Here is a 16,344-nt window from a genome sequence, read left to right as displayed (position 1 = left end):
GATAGGAAGAAGGATTATGAAGTATAAGATTACGGTATTCAGTAGCAAATTATACAAGGAAGTGGTCGTAGAAGATGACTTTAAGGGTTTGCTAATAGGAACAGGTAAGAACTGCCAGGTACAGTTACTAAAGGAAGATTTTGATCAGGAGTTCACTATTGCATTAAAGAATAATAATGGTGAATTGGAAGCAATTGCAGAAAGCCCAGTTTGCTTTAATGGCAAGCAGGATTCTAATAACGCCAGCCTAACAATAGGTAATGTACTTAAGGTAGCAAATGGAGAGACAGGTAGCGAATTATTTAATATCGAATATGATGCATTTTTTGATACAGTACAGGATAACTATAACCTGGTGATAAATATTGCAGGTAAGAACACTTTATCAATCGGTGGTGATAGAAACTGTGATATCAGATTCTTTGATAGAGAATTAAAGTCAGGTTCGGTTGTACTAAACAAGTCAGGAGATGGTTTTACCATTGATACCAGTAACTTGGAGTATGGTGTTACTGTCAATGGTTTGCTACATAAGGATAGCAATGAAAAGCTAAAGTCTAAGGATTTCTTAGGCTTATATGGTCATGTATTTTATTTGGAGAATGATAATCTTTATACTTCAGATTCTATCGGAATCGATACAAAGCTCCCAAATCAGTTAATAGAAGCAAATAATATTCATTTCAATTACCCTAGCTATTCAAGAAGTGTGCGCCAGCATTATAAGGTGCCGGAGGAAAGTATAGAGGTATTGCCACCAAAATCAAAACAGAACGACGAGCAGAAGAATCTGTTTATGGTTTTACTTCCAACAGTTATGATGCTTTGCGTTATGGTTGGTGTTCGTGGCCTTATGATGGGAAGTAATCTTTCTTACGTAATCATGTTTGCTGCAACAGGTATGATTAGTGGTGTCCTAGCAGTAATCAATTATTTCCAGGACAAGAAAAAGCGTAAGAAAAAGGAAGAGGAAAGAATAGCTTACTACGACGATTACATTGCTAGAAAAGAGGATGAAATAGTCACTGCCAGAAATGACGAAAAGACTATCATGCTCAAGATGAATCGTTCAGTAGAAGATACTATGAATTCTATCAAGCAGTTTGATGGAAACCTATTTTCTCACACAAAGGAAGAGGAAGATTTCCTGGATGTTTGGATTGGAACTGGTTTAGTAGAATCCAAAGAGCAGGTTGATTATAAGAAGCAGGAATACATCGATATCGAGGACGACATGATGGATATTCCTGAGAAGATTCATGATAAATATCAGTATATTGATGGAATGCCTGTAGTGCTTCATTTAAAGGAAGCAAATGCTGTAGGTTTTGTTGCTGAGCGTCAAAAATTATATCAGCTTATGAAGAACATGATGGTAACAATCGCCGGCGAATATTTCTACAAAGAAGTAAAGATGTTCTTGGTTATTGGCGAGAATGATGTTCTTGATTTTGCATGGGCTAGATGGTTCAAAAATATGTCATCCAATAACGGTGGCATGAGATATTTCATGTATGATGATGAAAGTGCAAAGAGAGCACTTGAATTCTTATATAACGAATTAAATGCAAGAGAGCAGCTTGGTGAAGATGTGGTAGCCAAGCTTCCTACATACGTTGTATTTGTATATCGTTCAGAGCGTATCCGTAAGCACCCAGTTATGGATTATGTGGATAGAGCATCAAAGCTTGGATTTGTATTCTTGTTCTGGGAAGAGCAGCAGGAGCTTTTAAATATGTACTGCTCACAGCTTGTATTCTTACAGAGCGATGCTTACAGAGGCTACATTCAGGATGCTGAGGATGGAAAGAATATCCAGACCTTTGAATATCCTCACACAAGCAGAGAAGATGTGCAGCAGCTAGCACTTAGATTGGGCTGCGTTTATATAGATGAAATGAGCCTAGAGGGAACATTGACAAAGAACATTTCTCTCTATCAGCTCCTTGGAATAATGAATGCCTATGACCTTAACCTTGAAGAAAGATGGGGAAGCTCTCAAATCTATAAGAGCATGGCAGCACCACTTGGTGTAAAGAGTGGTGGTGAAGTAGTTTACCTTGATTTACATGAAAAATTCCATGGACCACACGGTCTTGTTGCCGGTACAACAGGTTCTGGTAAATCAGAGATTATCCAGTCTTACATCCTGTCTATGGCTACACTTTTCCATCCATACGAAGTTGGATTCGTTATCATCGACTTTAAGGGTGGTGGAATGGCCGACCAGTTTGCAAACCTTCCACACTTAACAGGAACTATTACAAACATCGACGGAAAGCAGATTGATAGATCACTTCGTTCTATCAAGGCCGAGCTGTTACGTCGTCAGGGATTATTTAGAGAAGCCAAAGTAAATAAGATTGATGATTATATCAGCTTGTTCAAGCAGGGCAAGGTTGAGACTCCACTCCCACACTTAATTCTTATCGTAGATGAGTTTGCGGAGTTAAAGAGCGAGCAGCCAGAGTTCATGAAAGAGCTTATTTCTGCTGCCCGTATCGGACGAAGCTTGGGTGTACACCTTATTCTTGCAACACAGAAGCCAGCCGGTGTAGTTAATGACCAGATTTGGTCTAACTCAAAGTTCAAGCTTTGTTTGAAGGTGCAGGATAAATCAGATAGTAATGAGGTATTAAAATCACCTCTTGCAGCAGAAATTAGAGAGCCAGGTAGAGCTTATCTCCAGGTTGGTAATAACGAAATCTTCGAATTGTTCCAGTCTGCATACAGTGGTGCACCAGCTGTTGTCAGCAGCACAGAAAACAGTAAGAAATTTGAAATTAATGGTGTAGATTTATCAGGAAAGAGAACTGTCCTTTACAAGCAAAAGGCAGAAAAGTCTAAGGGTGAGCAGAATCAGCTTGAAGCTATTGTTGAGCGTGTCAATGAATACTGCAAGGAACATCACATTGAAAAGCTTCAGGAAATTTGTTTACCACCATTAGCAAAGGTTATAGACTTCCCTGCAAGAGAAGAGCTTGCAACAAATGGAACAGATATTATTGCAGATATCGGTATCTTTGATGACCCAGATAGCCAGTTCCAGGGCAAGCACTCTATCAATCTTACAAAAGAAAATGTAATGATTATTGGTTCTTCACAGTCTGGAAAGACAAACCTTCTTCAGGCTATTGCAAGAAGTGTTGCTACAAAATATTCTCCACAGGAAGTAAATATTTACGTATTGGATTTTGCATCAATGGTTCTTAAGAACTTTGAAGGCTTGAATCATGTGGGTGGTGTAGTTACATCATCTGAAGATGAGAAGCTAAAGAACCTGTTCAAGCTTTTATATACAGAAATCGAAATGCGAAAGGAAAAGCTACTTTCAGTAGGTGTAAGTTCCTTTGCAGCATATCGTGAAGCTGGAAAGACAGACCTTCCACAGATAGTTCTTATGGTGGATAACTTTACAGCTTTGAAGGAAATGTATTTCACAGAAAATGACGACCTACTAACACTTTGTAGAGAAGGTATCACAGTAGGTGTTACAGTTGTGCTTGCAAACGCCCAGACAGCAGGTATGGGTTACAAGTACCTTAGTAATTTCTCTTGTAGAATTGCATTATTCTGCAACGATTCAAATGAATACAGTGCATTATTCGAGCATTGTAGAGAGCGTATAGAAGATATTAGTGGTCGTGCCATTGTGGAAATCGACAAGAAGCATTTAGATTGCCAGACATATCTTGCATTTGAAGGCGAAAAGGAAATTGAGCGAGTAGAAGCTATCAAGACATTTATATCATCTACAAACGAAACATATGCTGGTCTTAAGGCTAGAGAGATTCCAGAAATCCCTGCAGTCCTTACATCTAGCATGGTAGAAGCTAACCTGAACAGATTTACACGTAAGAAGTTCGAGGTTGTAGTAGGTCTTAACTATGCAACTGTAGAGCCATTCATGTTAGATATAGGAACAATGGGTGCAATGGCTATTTCTGGTAGAGAAGGCCGTGGCCGTCACAATATCATCAAGTATATTGTTGGCATGTTAAACAAGATGTATCCAGACATGACAGAGGTACACATCATCGATGGTATCGATAGAGGCCTTGCAGCATTAAAGGATATGCCTAATGTGGCAAGCTATTCAATGACAGAAGATGCTGCTATTGAAGTGATTACAAGCACAGAGCAGGCTCTTGCAGCAAGATACGAAGCATTGGCAAATGGCAATGTTAATGCGGTAAATGATGGCAAGCTAATCCTTATCATTATTCAGCAGCCTGATATTGTTACAAGCATTTCTTCTAACACAACAGTTATGAACGCTTACAGAAACATCATTGGTAAATACAAGAATATGCATGTCGGCATCATCATTGGTGGAATCGAAAATGAGCAGATTCCATTTAACGCACCTGAAATCTTAAAGAAGATTAAGGAACAGAAGCACTTCATGTTCTTTGATGATTTAGTATTGATGAAGCCAGTTGAAATACCTCTAACTGTAGCTCGTGCATTCAAGAAGAAGGTAGAGCTTGGTGACGGATATTACATGAAGGACAACATGGTTGTTAAGTTGAAAACACCATTGTGGGAAGAAGAATAAAGGAGAGAAATGATGAGTAAAAAAGCTACTATTATATTGTTAGTTGTTATAGCTGTATTATCCATATTAAGGGTTGTTTTTTTCCCTAGTCACAGATATGGAATTGATAGAGATGATAATAACGCATATACAGAGTATTTAAAGAAAAATAATATAGAACAGAAAAGATAGAAAGAAGGATTATTTGTTGTGGAAGATTTAACAAGAAGATTACCTCTTGGCACTGTAGTTATTTTAAATGGCGGAATTCAGAAGCTTATGATTATTTCAAGAGGAATGGTTATTCAAAGAAATGGCAAACAGTATTTATTTGAATATGGTGGCTGTATCTATCCTCAGGGATTAGTTAGTGACAAACTATTATATTTCAATAATGAAGATATTTCTGAAATCATTTTTGAAGGTTATAGTGATGAGGATAATGATCGAATGGTCAATAATCTAGATAAGTGGACAGAGGAAAAGAATTTTGAAAAAGGCTCCGTTTCATTGCTTAACAATAGATAAGGGGGAACTATGGGACTTATAGATGATTTATATGCTGAAATAAATGGGCATAATAGTGCGATTGATGCTAATCTTGCAAAGATATCCAGACTGGAAGCGGTAAAAAAGGATATTGCAGATGCAAAAGATGAGGTGGATCAGCTTAAGAAAAATTGGAATGATAATGTTGCTACACCCTTTGCGGCGGATGGTACATGGTATGGTACAAATAAAACCACAGTAGTTGAATGCACGCAGGATTATGTTCCACCAGCTTATGATACATATATCGAAAATATTGATGTTGTATTAGATGCTATTTGTGACAAAATCACAGCTTTGAAAGCGGAAAATAACGAACATTACGGAGCTATAGGTTGGCTTAGGTCGCGAATACAGTCATTAATTAATGAAGCTGAAAAACACTTTAATTAGTACGAGGTGATATTATGGGAGAATTAAAGGTTAATGGTGGGATATCTACTTTGCTAGATACCTATAACTCAGACGTAAATACTATAAATGCAGCAACAGAGAATTTGGAATTTACTGATTCGCAAAATATCATGCTTGAAAATTATGGGGGAATGCTAGATAAAATCCTCAATACAGTTGGCTCGTATAAACAGATGGTAACGACAAATGTATCTAGTATGAAGACAGTAATATCTGAATTAAAAGAAATGGATGAAGATTTACAAAATAATTTTGAGGGATAATGAAAAATGGAAGGGAAAAATTATAAAGTAAGCTTTTTGGAAACATTATCGGCTTACAATACGGCAGTTACAAGAATATCCGAGATACAGGATATTCTTGAAAAACTATCAGAGGATATAACTAATGTAATTAATTCTGAAGATTTCACAGGAACAGCAGCAGATAATATTAAAACCTATGCAAGTGAAATACATTTACCATTAATTAGTGCTGTTGCTACGATGCTTGTGGATTATCAGTCGAAACTATTGCTGTATGAAACTAATTATTTTGGAATAGATAGTGATTATGCCACAAAGTTCAACGCAGAGACTATGGCTCAGGTACAGGAGCAGGTTAGGCAATATTTAACGGATAATGAAACGATTAGTTCAGAAATGCAAACATCCTTAAATAGCGTTTCAGATATTGTTAGCTTGCCACTACCTAGCAAAGAAACAGTAGATTTTGACTTGAACTGGATGATTCAGAAGATTGATAATCTGGACGAATCTATTGTTAATTATGAAAATTTACACTCGACAGATTTAGATTCTTTAACTGACTTTATAGCAAATCTAGAATTATTTATCACATACTACCAGGAAAGTATTAAGCCAGGAGATTATAAGAGTGGCGATTGCGCCAACAATATGTACGCATATCAGCTTTATGAATCAATGCAGTTGAGCCAGGAATTTTTAAAGAATCACGAAGCAGATATAAATGCAGCTGGTGAGAAATTGCAGCAGGTAGCTGATCAGATGCAGGCAGACTATGATGCGGCTTGTCAGGCTAGAATTGATCAAGGACGAGCTGAAATTATTAAAGGCTTAGGTGTAGCTTTTATAGGTGGAGTAGCGATAGTTGCATCAGGTGGTGCGGCAACACCCCTTGTAGCTGGAGCTTTGTGCATGACTGGTACATGTGTCTTTGGATATGGATTATCTAATGCAATGGAAGGTGTTGATGATGTATATTACGGCATGAAAGGAGACCTCTCTTCCTACGCCTTTAATCCATTGCGAGATACTATATTTATGGGTAATCAGGAGATATATGATCTTTGGGGTCAGGCAAATACGATTGCAGTATCTATATTAATGCCTGCTTCGTCTGCATACTCCGAGGCGTTAGCAGCAGGAAAGACAGGTTTTGAACTATCAAAAGCAGTATATGTAGCTGTAGCAAAGGAGTATGCTGTTAATTTATTGGGGGATGAGGCAACTGGTCTAACAGTAGACTTTATAGATCAACATGTTGGACTTAATCAAACCCAACAAGCAGCGGCAGAAATATTCATAGGAGCATTAATAGATCCAGGAACATATGAGTCTATCGGAAACTTTGCAGGCAAATTTAAAGCTAAGCCAGATGGCCCAAGTCTTAACGATATTGCACACGAATCATTATTACCTGACAACGAAATTAATTTCACTGACTTTATGTCTGCCGAAGATGCAGCCAGATATAATGCTTGGAATGCAGATTGCGCAAACGGCACCCACAACAATTTCCCAGGCTTAAAGGATGTTGATATAGAAGCATGGAAGTCCTCCGATGGCCAGATTGCAACTGCAACAGCTATGTCGCGTATTGATGGTAGTGAGTTGCTCAAGCTGAGGGGCGAGAGCGTTAAGGTGGATGTGAACAAAACCACAGCAAAAAAAACAAGATTACCTAGGAAAAATGGACATTGGGAGGGGACACCTGGCGAAAGTATATGGATATCAGATTTACCTGAAGTAAATAAAGTTACTAATGGAAAGGGAATACCATTCAAAAACGGAAGACCAAATTTTTCTGAATGGTCGAAAGGTGAGCTGGTATTTGATGATGGAGTTTTGGATGGTTCGCAGAAGGATTTTAGCAAAGTATATTCAAAGTTAAAACTTGAATTAGGGTTGTCTTCTAATAATAAAGTTAAACAACTTCTTAGAGACATGAAGTTAACACCGCATCATAAAAACACAACGACTATTGAATTGCTTCCTACAGATTTGCATAGTAGGATACCACATATAGGTGCGGCGGCAGACATGAGAAATATGAGGTGAAATAAATGGAAAACTTTAGAGAAAAGTTAAATAATTTAATGGATGATTCCAATCGAGAAAAAATAATTTGGGATGACGATATTACGGAACGTTTTTTTATTGAAAATAATATAGCAAAAACAGATGAGTATTTTATTTTTTTAAAGGAACATGGTAATGATTATTTAGTTGAAAATTATGCATATAAAGTCACAAATAACCAAAGTATAATTAAAGAAGAATACCTAGATATATTTGGGTTTTATGGATTAAATCAAGGAAATGATAATATATATGACAAAATTACATATTTTAGAGACATATTAAATGATAAGTATATTCCTATTGCTGATGTATCTGGTGGAGACTTAATATGTATGGCTAAAGATACTGCGGCAATATATTTATGGCGTCATGAGTCTAGCAATTCAGAAATGATAAAACTAGTTGATTCTTTTAAAGAGTTTGTAGAAGGGATTGAGCCTTTCGAGGAAAATATTGATTTAGATAAAATAGAAATGAATATACAAGATGATATTTTAGCGCAAATGAGAGAACTGGCAAAAAATTATAAATAGTATTGATGTAATACATTGCATTGGTTTAAAGAGATATAACACAAAAAACTTATTCTGATTTAATAAATCAAACTGTGCCCAAAAAACTCATATGAATTAGTCGGAAGAGTTGATGGGGTTGGTTATGTTATATCTAAATTAGAATAGGAGTTAAATATTATGACACAATACGAAGAATTAGTTGAAGATACAGAGGAATTAGTGCGAATTATTCATAAGAAGTATATGACAGGAGAGAAAGGTTGTAATGTTGCATACTTACCAATGTTATCAGGAATAGGGCCATGCAAGGTGGAAATGCGTCCAGGTGCAGGGCATAATTATTATGCGGTGGTAGATGCAATTCATAACTGCTATAAGAATGATCCTGATGGAGGTTATGATAGAGGATTTGCTGATGGTATTGAGGCATTAACAAGGGTCTCAAGTGCAAAAGTAGCTAGCTTAGCAAATCTTTTCAATATAATTTTCTATCAACTTGACAAAGAAAAAGAAGGAACAGCAGAGTTTAATGTTGACATTGATGAAATAATGGCTCGCGTGAACAAGCTAATTGAAGATAATAAAGAAGTCTATAGACAAGATTATGCTTCCTTCGATCATTGGTATGAACGTTGCCAAAAAATAGCACGTGAAAAATATGGACTTGAGTTAGGGTAATTGATGCTAATATGTATAGAGGCAGCTAGTAAATTTAGTTGCCTTTATTATTCATTATGTAGGAAAAGTAGCAAATTGTTGTAGATGGTGAAGATGCAATACGGTCAACTTGGGTTCATATATGGATTATTTTGTGTCAGGTGGAAAACTGTTAAGTGGAGAGCTTGAAATAACTCACAAACCGTTGAGAGATATAATAAGCAATCCTATTTCAAGCGGAACTCGTGATTTAGTAGGTATTCGCGATGGGATAAATTATACTATAACATGTTTTCAACAGGAGGTTTATATGGACGATTTAGATAGACAATTGGCCGAAGTGTTAGGCATAGATGTAAAAGCGCTAGAAGTGTTTGAGTTCTCAAATTATGTGGAGAGTTCGGTTGAAAATATAAATAATAATTATAAAAAAGGAAACAAGATTGCCTATTTAGCAATACTATCAGGTATAGCAACTTATAAAATGGAAAAAAAACCTGGCGCTGGACATGATTTTTTTGAAGTGGTGGATGCTATTCATAATTGTTATAAAAAGAACCCTCAGGGCGGATACGACAAAGGATATGCTGATGGCTTATATGCTTTAATTAGCGTATCATCAGCAAAAGTTGGTAGCTTAGAGCAATTACTGAGAATTCTTTTCTATCAATTAGATAAAGAAAAGGACGGTACAGCAGCTTTCAAAATTGATATTGACGATATGATAGCTAAAATTAATGCATTGATATGTGAAAATCGCGAGGTATACAGAAAAGATTATGCACAGCACCAGCGCAGGATTTATTCTGCGATTTGCAAATGTATAAAAATGAAGAGTATATAGAAGTTAGATTATTGCTTTTTAAAAAGTTTGTAATTAAAAAGTGGACCATTCCAAGAAATGGAATAGCTTTTGCGTGGACGGGGCATGATAGAGGCTCAACAACTGATTACAGAGATACAGCATATATAGCCTGTATTTTGTTGAATGGAAAGTTATTAAAAATACCTGTAATGCAAATAAGTAATGATAGGAAAGAAGATGATCCTAGAAATGTGTTAACAGAAAAATTCTATAGAACTTTCATAGAGGAAGTGATTGAATCAAAATCTATCGGTATAATTGGAATATATAAATATGGAATAGAAGTACGCCAACCTAAATTTCCATCTATGTATATTAGTGAGACAAAAGAATACAGAAAACGTCTTTCTGAAATGTATAAAGAAAAGCAAGATGGACACAGAACCCCGGATGATATATATACCCTTATGAAGTCTGAAAATATCCAAGGTAAAATACTCGATTGGTTACAGAATGATGGATTTCTTCATAGTAGAAAATACACATGGGATAAAGTTTATAAAAAGGATTAAAAAATGATTTTCATCAATTTGGCGAAAATGTTTTATCTGGTGTTCCAATGAATAATTTAGGTGGAGCCTATATGATCACAACAGAGGTACCATTTAATGGTTCAAATATTAGTATGCCATCTGTAAACAACTAGGGTTGATTACACTATTTCCAAATTAGAATAGTAGAAAAATATTATGATTAAAACATATGAAGATTTAGTAGAATATACTGAGCGAATGACTCGTAGGATTAATAAAAAGTATATGTCAGGAGAAAAAGGATGTAATGTTGCATACTTACCAATGTTATCAGGAATAGGGCCATGCAAGGTGGAAATGCGTCCAGGTGCAGGGCATAATTATTATGCGGTGGTAGATGCAATTCATAACTGCTATAAGAATGATCCTGATGGAGGTTATGATAGAGGATTTGCTGATGGTATTGAGGCATTAACAAGGGTCTCAAGTGCTAAAGTTGGAAGTTTAGATTTACTTTTAAATATTATTTTCTATCAGGTAAAAAAAGAAAAAGAAGGAACAGCAGAGTTTAATATTGACATTGATGAAATAATGGCTCGCGTGAACAAGCTAATTGAAGATAATAAAGAAGTCTATAGACAAGATTATGATTCTTTTGATCATTGGTTTGAACGTTGCCAAAAAATAGCACGTGAAAAATATGGACTAGAGTTAGGATAATCCAGTCGAGGCACATCTTACAGAAAATAAGGGATGGTTGATTAGTTAAACAATAAAGTGGAGGAATAATTAATGTCAGATGAGAAATTAGCTCTAAAAAAAGAACTTAGGGAATTGGAAGAAAAGGAGGAAACTTTAAGAGCTTCATATAAAAAATTCTTTAAAGAGCTGGAAGAGCATGATGTTATTAGAAGACAGCAGATGCAAAAGAGCGATGAGATGTTAGAAGCTGCGCACGGTGATCCAAAGCTAGCAAGTATTTTGGAGGAGAAGAATGATGTGTTGCAGCAGATGAAGGAAGCCAGCACGAAATATGCTGATGAGGCGGATCATGAGTTCAAAAAATCTTTGAACGAGATTACTGCTAAAAGAGATAGTATCACAAAAAAGCTTGAATCAGAGGAAGATGAAAGGAAGTAGGTAGGGAGAGTAATGAGTGGAAACAATCCAACAATAAATGTTAGCCAATCAAATGTAAATACCCAATCTTCATCCGTGGATAGTGCGGCAAGCTACCTCGAGATGAAGGACCTGTCTTCAAAAGACAGTAAGAGTACTATTTCCGCCAATGGAAATGGAAAACAGGCATACTTAGAAGGACAATTATTATTGCAGAGTTTGGGTGAAACTCTGGATGCTGAAGCATCAAACATTGAATCTTTGGGAGAGGATTTTAAACAATATGATGAGATGCTTTCAGGATTTTGGGAATTAGGCGAGAGATAGTTATGAAAAGGAGAGAATAATGTTAGAAAAAGACTATTTGGATCCATCGACAATTAAATCTCAGTGTAGTGCGGCAATAACTGAGATAGACACGGATAATAGCGCCCTAAGCGTGGCGTACACTGCGGTAGATTCGTTTATAAATGATACATCAATTAAAAGTGATGCATTCGATGCGCTAAAATCATCTTTTAGGCCATATTTAACGATTATAACTAGATTAAAAAATGCTAATGAATCAGATAAAGCTGATTTCGAAACATTAAAAAGCTCTGTGGGCTCAGAGGTATTAGATGGTTCCGTTATCGTGCCTAAAATGAAGGCTGCTTGGGATTCAAAAACAAACAACGAAAACACAGCAAATTATTACTATGGTTTAGCAGCATCTACAACAGATATTATGCTGGCTAACAGTTATAGCCAAATTGGATCGAGCTTTTCGACTTTAGCAGGGTTTGATTATTTAACATATTTATACTGGAAGCGCAAATCTGACAAATATGATGAGATAGAAGGAGCTACCAGTGGATTGTTCTCTGGAAGCGCAACCAGCAGGTCATATTGTGTAAAGGACCCTAGCAGACCAAATTCAAAGGGGCTTAGCACAGATGTTAATAATACCCTTGCAACAGATAGTATGAAGGGAAAAATGGCAAAACGCTTTGGTGCTGTAGAAGATGTAGCGGATTTATATTATAAGGTTACAAGCAATACTATAGATATCGACGATCTTACAGACGAACAAAAAGAGCTGATAGTTGAATATTATGAAGCTTTGCATCCAGACGATGCAGAAGCACTTGCAAAAGCTACTAAAAAATTGTCAGATGATGAGGCAATAGATTTAAAAGCAAGAGTATATACAGCACCACCTAGGTTTAAGGATAATTTTATAAATAATGTTACTGATGCAGCAGAGGCAAAAGAGGATTTTGATAAGTTTGATAATGGAAAAATATCAATGAAAAAGCTTAGCAATGAAAGAACTGCAGCAGCGGTTGCATACTATGATATTTATCATCTGGACGAAGCTAGGGCTATGACTCATAACCTTTTGCCAATGATAAATGAAGGATATGATGACCATGTAAATAATATTAAATTGCTTGCCTACACTGCTGATGAACCATACAAGTCGGTATTTTTGGAAAATGTTCAGTACGTTAAAGTAGAGGATATTCATTCCTCAAGTTCTTATGAATGGTGTCATGGCATATACATCAATGTTGATGATATGGGGGATGCTTCTGATGCCAGTGAAAATGATTATAGAACATATTTCCATGAAATGAGTCATGGCATTGATGATCATTTTAAATGGAAATCAAACTCTTACTCCAATGCAAATGGCACAACTCTAGATGATACATTACAGAAAGAAGTAAGACAAAAGATTGAAGACGCTGTCTATGAAACAATAGCAGATGAAGGCTATACCAAGGAAGAGCAGAAAAAGATAGTGGAAACTATAACAAATGAAATAATGAACACCACAAACTATGATCCTAATGCTACACCTTCATTTAATGGTAACGTTACTTATCAAGGATATTATTCAGAGGTTGTTGAAGATGTAAAAGAAGATGTAATAAATGAAATGTCCGATGTATATGGTGGTTACACAGGAAATACATTGAGGGTAAATTGGGGTCATGAGGCAGTATCTGAACAAACAAGGTCAGATGGAACAACCTATGAAAGTACTTATTGGTTAGAAAGTGATCTTGACTCAAATGATAAAGCTGTAATTAAGTATGATAGTAATGGTAATGTAATTTATTCAGGCTTACAAGAAAATGAATTTTTTGCTGAAAGTATGTCTGCACATATGACTGGAGCCGACTTTGGTATGGATGGATATAATGGCTACAGCGAAGAAACGAAGGAAATATTTGAAGAAATAGTTAAGGAAATGGATGCGGCTGCATAGGAGGATTATGATATGGAAGTAAGTGCAGTAAGAAATGCATATGCTGAAAAATTAGAGCAAATACCAGATGAATATATACAGTCATTTTTATATGACTACCCGCTTGAGGAAGAAAATCTACAAAAGCCATTCTGGGGTAAGCTAATTAGAAAAAGATTTGATAGCAACAAAAGATTTGGTTTTGATATTGGTCAGATGCTGAACAAGCCAAACTGTGAAGAAAGTGCAGCGGTGGTATTAGAAAATCTTGATAGGGTCTTTTTGAGGACAGCACAGCGTAAAGGTGAGATGTTTATTTCTTGCTTTTCAATAGTAGATTTTACAGAAAATGGGCTGTTTCATGTGCATGGAAATGTAGGTGAGGATTATACAACTCTTGCCAAGGAAGAGATTGATGAGCAGTTTAAGAGTAATGTAAAGGATGCCCTGGGCGGTATAATTAACGAGCTTGAGCAGAAAGCCAGTCCTGAGGCTATACCAGTGTATGAAGCTACAATCATGCTCATGAGTAAAGACAGATTAATAAAGAAATACTATATTCATTCTGTAGAGAAATTAGATAATGTTAATGGTTTTATTGATATGCTAAAACGATAAAAAGAGAGCGGAGAAACGAATGATGAAAAAGTTGGGAATAATTATTTGTTGCATATGCCTGTGTTTCTCACTTATGGCATGTGGCACAACGCCAGAAAATCTAAAAAAGGATTCCATTACTGAAGAGACCTTTCAGGAAGATATGAAGGGTACATGGAGGTCAGTAGATGGAAAATGCATCATTAATTTCTATGAGAATGATGAGGGCGTTTATCGCGTATCAGTGGAACAAAAGGATTCATTCTTTGATGAAAGTGAAAAAATAGCGGATTATGATTTTTCCAGTGTGACCCTTCTAAATAAAGGTAAATACAAATATCTCGTAGAGCTGTCTACTTCAATGGAGGGTATGTCTTTTCAATTTGAACTTTCTACAAATGGAAGAAAGCTAATGACAAGCTTGAATAGGGATGTAGTTTTTTATAAAACATTTTTTTAATTAAGAATTCATGAAAAAGGGAGAAAAATAATGAGTCAGACAGATGGAGAAAAACAGGTAAATCAAACTGATGTAGAAACATCAGATGCCGAATATACACAGGCTGCTTCATATCTAGAAGCGGATTTCCTGGCGTCAGATCAGATAGATTCAAAGTCTACAATAACAGCCAACGAAAAGAGCTATATGGCTTACACAATGAGCGAGGTTTTGCTTGAAAGTCTTGGTGAGAAACTAGATACTGAGGCTCAAAACATTAGAGCCACAGGATTAGAATTCAAGGAATACGATGAAATGATGGCAAGCTTTTTTGCAAATGGAGAAAGGGTAAAGGGGGATTAATACAATGACAGAATCATCATATTTAGACCCAACAGCAATAAGTGCCCAATGTACCTTGATGAGAGAAAAAATAGCTCGAGATCAGGAGGCTCTTGATGTTGCCTATTTAGCGGTTTCAAATTTTGTAAGTAAAGATGAATTAAAAAGCGAAGCTTTTTCTGTACTTAAAAGTAACATGGATCAGTATTTGAATTTTATAGGCTACCTAAAGGCTGCAAATCAGTGCGATGTAAGAGATTTAGGTATTTTAACTACATCTGTTGGAAATGAAGTATTAGATGGAAAAGTTATTCTTAAAAATAAGAAGGACGCTTGGAATTCTAAAGTAAAAAATGATGAGCTTGCTGCAAGCTATAGTGAAAAAGCTGCTTCTGGCAATGCTATAGAGGCTATATATTATAGTGCCATGGCCACCTATCATAGTATGCTTGCTAATCATGACTATTCTAATTATCTATATTGGAAGGGCAAAGAAGAGCTATATGATGAAATAGAAGAATCTACAAAAGCTCTGTTTGATGAAGGCTTCGCCATAAGATCACTATGTATGGTGGGAGGAACTTATCCTGGACTTGGAGGAAAAACGTTTACTAAACCTGGTTTGGATTTTAATATAAACAATCCTAATTTCTCTGAGGATACGTATTATAGATTAACTACTCTTTATAGAGAAAGCGGCGATGCATATTTTGATGCGTTAAGTGCTAGAAATGATGACCCTACCCAGTGGTCTAAAGCGGAAAAGGATTTTTACATAGCAGAATATGAAAAAAGAAGCCAACCTCTGACAGGAGATGTAATTAACTCACTTAGAGATGCAGGATATGATGAAGATGTTAGAAATATAAAGGTGTTGATTTATACTACCGAGGAACCATATCGAAGCGCATTTTTAGAAAATGTTATGTTCACTTAGGTAATTGCGAAACTCGCTGATGCTCGTCCGCAATCTTGATTATAAAATCGGATATTTCGCGCATAGGCGCGGAATTACTTTTGAAAGATAATTTTAGGCGCACTAAATAAGCCTGACTTATGAAGTTGGTAAGTCCTAAGCGATTAAAGGTTTCAGGCTACGGACAAATTCATGGTGGTTAATTTTATCAGCCAAAATGACAGTTACAAGCTGAGTTATTCCAGCAAGTATCAGATCAGCATGAAGAGTTTTTTCGTTTTGAGTTCTGCGTCCAGCAAGGCAAAGGTTTTCTTTGATGTGATTAATGTCTCGCTCAACCGCGGTCCTAATTTTATAAGTT

General features: G+C 36.1%; 18 protein-coding genes and 1 pseudogene. 18 read left to right on the top strand and 1 reads right to left on the bottom strand.

Annotation, left to right across the window (positions count from 1 at the left end):
- Positions 1-16: 16 nt before the first annotated feature.
- The 18 genes from essC to BM097_RS10810 all read left to right on the top strand — a co-directional run bounded on the left by essC (position 17) and on the right by BM097_RS10810 (position 16,004).
- Positions 17-4,558: a type VII secretion protein EssC gene (essC, locus tag BM097_RS10890; RefSeq protein ID WP_090549388.1), complete on the top strand. Its 4,542-nt coding sequence runs from the start codon at positions 17-19 to the stop codon at positions 4,556-4,558.
- A gap of 12 nt (positions 4,559-4,570) precedes the next feature.
- Positions 4,571-4,729 (top strand): hypothetical protein, encoded by a 159-nt coding sequence (locus tag BM097_RS16390; RefSeq protein ID WP_177197444.1) that lies wholly within the window; start codon positions 4,571-4,573, stop codon positions 4,727-4,729.
- An 18-nt stretch (positions 4,730-4,747) separates the two neighbouring features.
- Entirely contained in the window at positions 4,748-5,065 is a 318-nt protein-coding gene (locus BM097_RS10885) for a DUF4176 domain-containing protein (RefSeq protein ID WP_090549385.1), read from the top strand.
- 9 nt (positions 5,066-5,074) lie between these two features.
- Entirely contained in the window at positions 5,075-5,479 is a 405-nt protein-coding gene (locus tag BM097_RS10880) for a YwqH-like family protein (protein ID WP_090549382.1), read from the top strand.
- A gap of 14 nt (positions 5,480-5,493) precedes the next feature.
- Positions 5,494-5,763, top strand: coding sequence for a hypothetical protein (locus BM097_RS10875; RefSeq protein WP_090549379.1), 270 nt, complete (start codon positions 5,494-5,496; stop codon positions 5,761-5,763).
- Between the two features lie 6 nt (positions 5,764-5,769).
- On the top strand, positions 5,770-7,800 hold the full coding sequence (locus BM097_RS10870; RefSeq protein ID WP_090549373.1) for a T7SS effector LXG polymorphic toxin: 2,031 nt from the start codon (positions 5,770-5,772) through the stop codon (positions 7,798-7,800).
- A 5-nt stretch (positions 7,801-7,805) separates the two neighbouring features.
- The gene (locus BM097_RS10865; RefSeq protein WP_090549370.1) at positions 7,806-8,357 is read left to right on the top strand and encodes an SMI1/KNR4 family protein; all 552 of its coding nucleotides are present in this window, start codon (positions 7,806-7,808) and stop codon (positions 8,355-8,357) included.
- A gap of 159 nt (positions 8,358-8,516) precedes the next feature.
- Positions 8,517-9,017, top strand: coding sequence for a hypothetical protein (locus BM097_RS10860; RefSeq protein ID WP_090549367.1), 501 nt, complete (start codon positions 8,517-8,519; stop codon positions 9,015-9,017).
- A gap of 289 nt (positions 9,018-9,306) precedes the next feature.
- Complete coding sequence (locus tag BM097_RS10855; protein ID WP_090549364.1) at positions 9,307-9,840, top strand: hypothetical protein; 534 nt, start codon at positions 9,307-9,309, stop codon at positions 9,838-9,840.
- On the top strand, positions 9,816-10,373 hold the full coding sequence (locus BM097_RS10850; RefSeq protein WP_090549361.1) for a hypothetical protein: 558 nt from the start codon (positions 9,816-9,818) through the stop codon (positions 10,371-10,373). Before BM097_RS10855 ends, BM097_RS10850 begins: the two co-directional genes overlap by 25 nt.
- A gap of 177 nt (positions 10,374-10,550) precedes the next feature.
- Positions 10,551-11,054, top strand: a complete 504-nt coding sequence (locus BM097_RS10845) for a hypothetical protein (protein ID WP_090549358.1) — start codon at positions 10,551-10,553, stop codon at positions 11,052-11,054.
- A gap of 72 nt (positions 11,055-11,126) precedes the next feature.
- On the top strand, positions 11,127-11,474 hold the full coding sequence (locus BM097_RS10840) for a hypothetical protein (protein ID WP_090549354.1): 348 nt from the start codon (positions 11,127-11,129) through the stop codon (positions 11,472-11,474).
- A gap of 12 nt (positions 11,475-11,486) precedes the next feature.
- On the top strand, positions 11,487-11,780 hold the full coding sequence (locus BM097_RS10835) for a TIGR04197 family type VII secretion effector (RefSeq protein ID WP_090549350.1): 294 nt from the start codon (positions 11,487-11,489) through the stop codon (positions 11,778-11,780).
- Between the two features lie 19 nt (positions 11,781-11,799).
- Complete coding sequence (locus tag BM097_RS10830) at positions 11,800-13,710, top strand: hypothetical protein (protein ID WP_090549347.1); 1,911 nt, start codon at positions 11,800-11,802, stop codon at positions 13,708-13,710.
- A 12-nt stretch (positions 13,711-13,722) separates the two neighbouring features.
- Positions 13,723-14,307 carry a hypothetical protein gene (locus BM097_RS10825; protein ID WP_090549344.1) on the top strand — a complete coding sequence of 195 codons (585 nt, stop codon included), beginning with the start codon at positions 13,723-13,725 and terminating at the stop codon, positions 14,305-14,307.
- 19 nt (positions 14,308-14,326) lie between these two features.
- Positions 14,327-14,746 carry a hypothetical protein gene (locus BM097_RS10820; protein ID WP_143084982.1) on the top strand — a complete coding sequence of 140 codons (420 nt, stop codon included), beginning with the start codon at positions 14,327-14,329 and terminating at the stop codon, positions 14,744-14,746.
- A 30-nt stretch (positions 14,747-14,776) separates the two neighbouring features.
- The gene (locus BM097_RS10815; protein ID WP_090549337.1) at positions 14,777-15,088 is read left to right on the top strand and encodes a TIGR04197 family type VII secretion effector; all 312 of its coding nucleotides are present in this window, start codon (positions 14,777-14,779) and stop codon (positions 15,086-15,088) included.
- A gap of 4 nt (positions 15,089-15,092) precedes the next feature.
- Entirely contained in the window at positions 15,093-16,004 is a 912-nt protein-coding gene (locus tag BM097_RS10810) for a hypothetical protein (RefSeq protein ID WP_090549334.1), read from the top strand.
- A gap of 135 nt (positions 16,005-16,139) precedes the next feature.
- Here the strand turns inward: BM097_RS10810 and BM097_RS16520 are convergent.
- A pseudogene (locus tag BM097_RS16520) lies at positions 16,140-16,344 on the bottom strand (ISNCY family transposase); the annotation flags it as partial.

The organism is Pseudobutyrivibrio sp. OR37 (genome assembly GCF_900113655.1).
GTDB lineage: Bacteria > Bacillota > Clostridia > Lachnospirales > Lachnospiraceae > Pseudobutyrivibrio.
The sequence above is the reverse complement of the archived record's forward strand: the minus strand, read 5'-3'. Positions and strand labels throughout refer to the sequence as shown.

Coding starts and splice junctions, on each gene's coding strand:
- BM097_RS10850 (WP_090549361.1), top strand. CDS start 9,816: ATGTATAAAAATGAAGAGTATATAGAAGTTAGATTATTGCTTTTTAAA.
- BM097_RS10840 (WP_090549354.1), top strand. CDS start 11,127: ATGTCAGATGAGAAATTAGCTCTAAAAAAAGAACTTAGGGAATTGGAA.
- BM097_RS10865 (WP_090549370.1), top strand. CDS start 7,806: ATGGAAAACTTTAGAGAAAAGTTAAATAATTTAATGGATGATTCCAAT.
- BM097_RS10845 (WP_090549358.1), top strand. CDS start 10,551: ATGATTAAAACATATGAAGATTTAGTAGAATATACTGAGCGAATGACT.
- BM097_RS10870 (WP_090549373.1), top strand. CDS start 5,770: ATGGAAGGGAAAAATTATAAAGTAAGCTTTTTGGAAACATTATCGGCT.
- BM097_RS10830 (WP_090549347.1), top strand. CDS start 11,800: ATGTTAGAAAAAGACTATTTGGATCCATCGACAATTAAATCTCAGTGT.
- BM097_RS10835 (WP_090549350.1), top strand. CDS start 11,487: ATGAGTGGAAACAATCCAACAATAAATGTTAGCCAATCAAATGTAAAT.
- BM097_RS10860 (WP_090549367.1), top strand. CDS start 8,517: ATGACACAATACGAAGAATTAGTTGAAGATACAGAGGAATTAGTGCGA.
- BM097_RS10880 (WP_090549382.1), top strand. CDS start 5,075: ATGGGACTTATAGATGATTTATATGCTGAAATAAATGGGCATAATAGT.
- BM097_RS10820 (WP_143084982.1), top strand. CDS start 14,327: ATGATGAAAAAGTTGGGAATAATTATTTGTTGCATATGCCTGTGTTTC.
- BM097_RS10825 (WP_090549344.1), top strand. CDS start 13,723: ATGGAAGTAAGTGCAGTAAGAAATGCATATGCTGAAAAATTAGAGCAA.
- essC (WP_090549388.1), top strand. CDS start 17: ATGAAGTATAAGATTACGGTATTCAGTAGCAAATTATACAAGGAAGTG.
- BM097_RS10855 (WP_090549364.1), top strand. CDS start 9,307: ATGGACGATTTAGATAGACAATTGGCCGAAGTGTTAGGCATAGATGTA.
- BM097_RS10815 (WP_090549337.1), top strand. CDS start 14,777: ATGAGTCAGACAGATGGAGAAAAACAGGTAAATCAAACTGATGTAGAA.
- BM097_RS10875 (WP_090549379.1), top strand. CDS start 5,494: ATGGGAGAATTAAAGGTTAATGGTGGGATATCTACTTTGCTAGATACC.
- BM097_RS16390 (WP_177197444.1), top strand. CDS start 4,571: ATGAGTAAAAAAGCTACTATTATATTGTTAGTTGTTATAGCTGTATTA.
- BM097_RS10810 (WP_090549334.1), top strand. CDS start 15,093: ATGACAGAATCATCATATTTAGACCCAACAGCAATAAGTGCCCAATGT.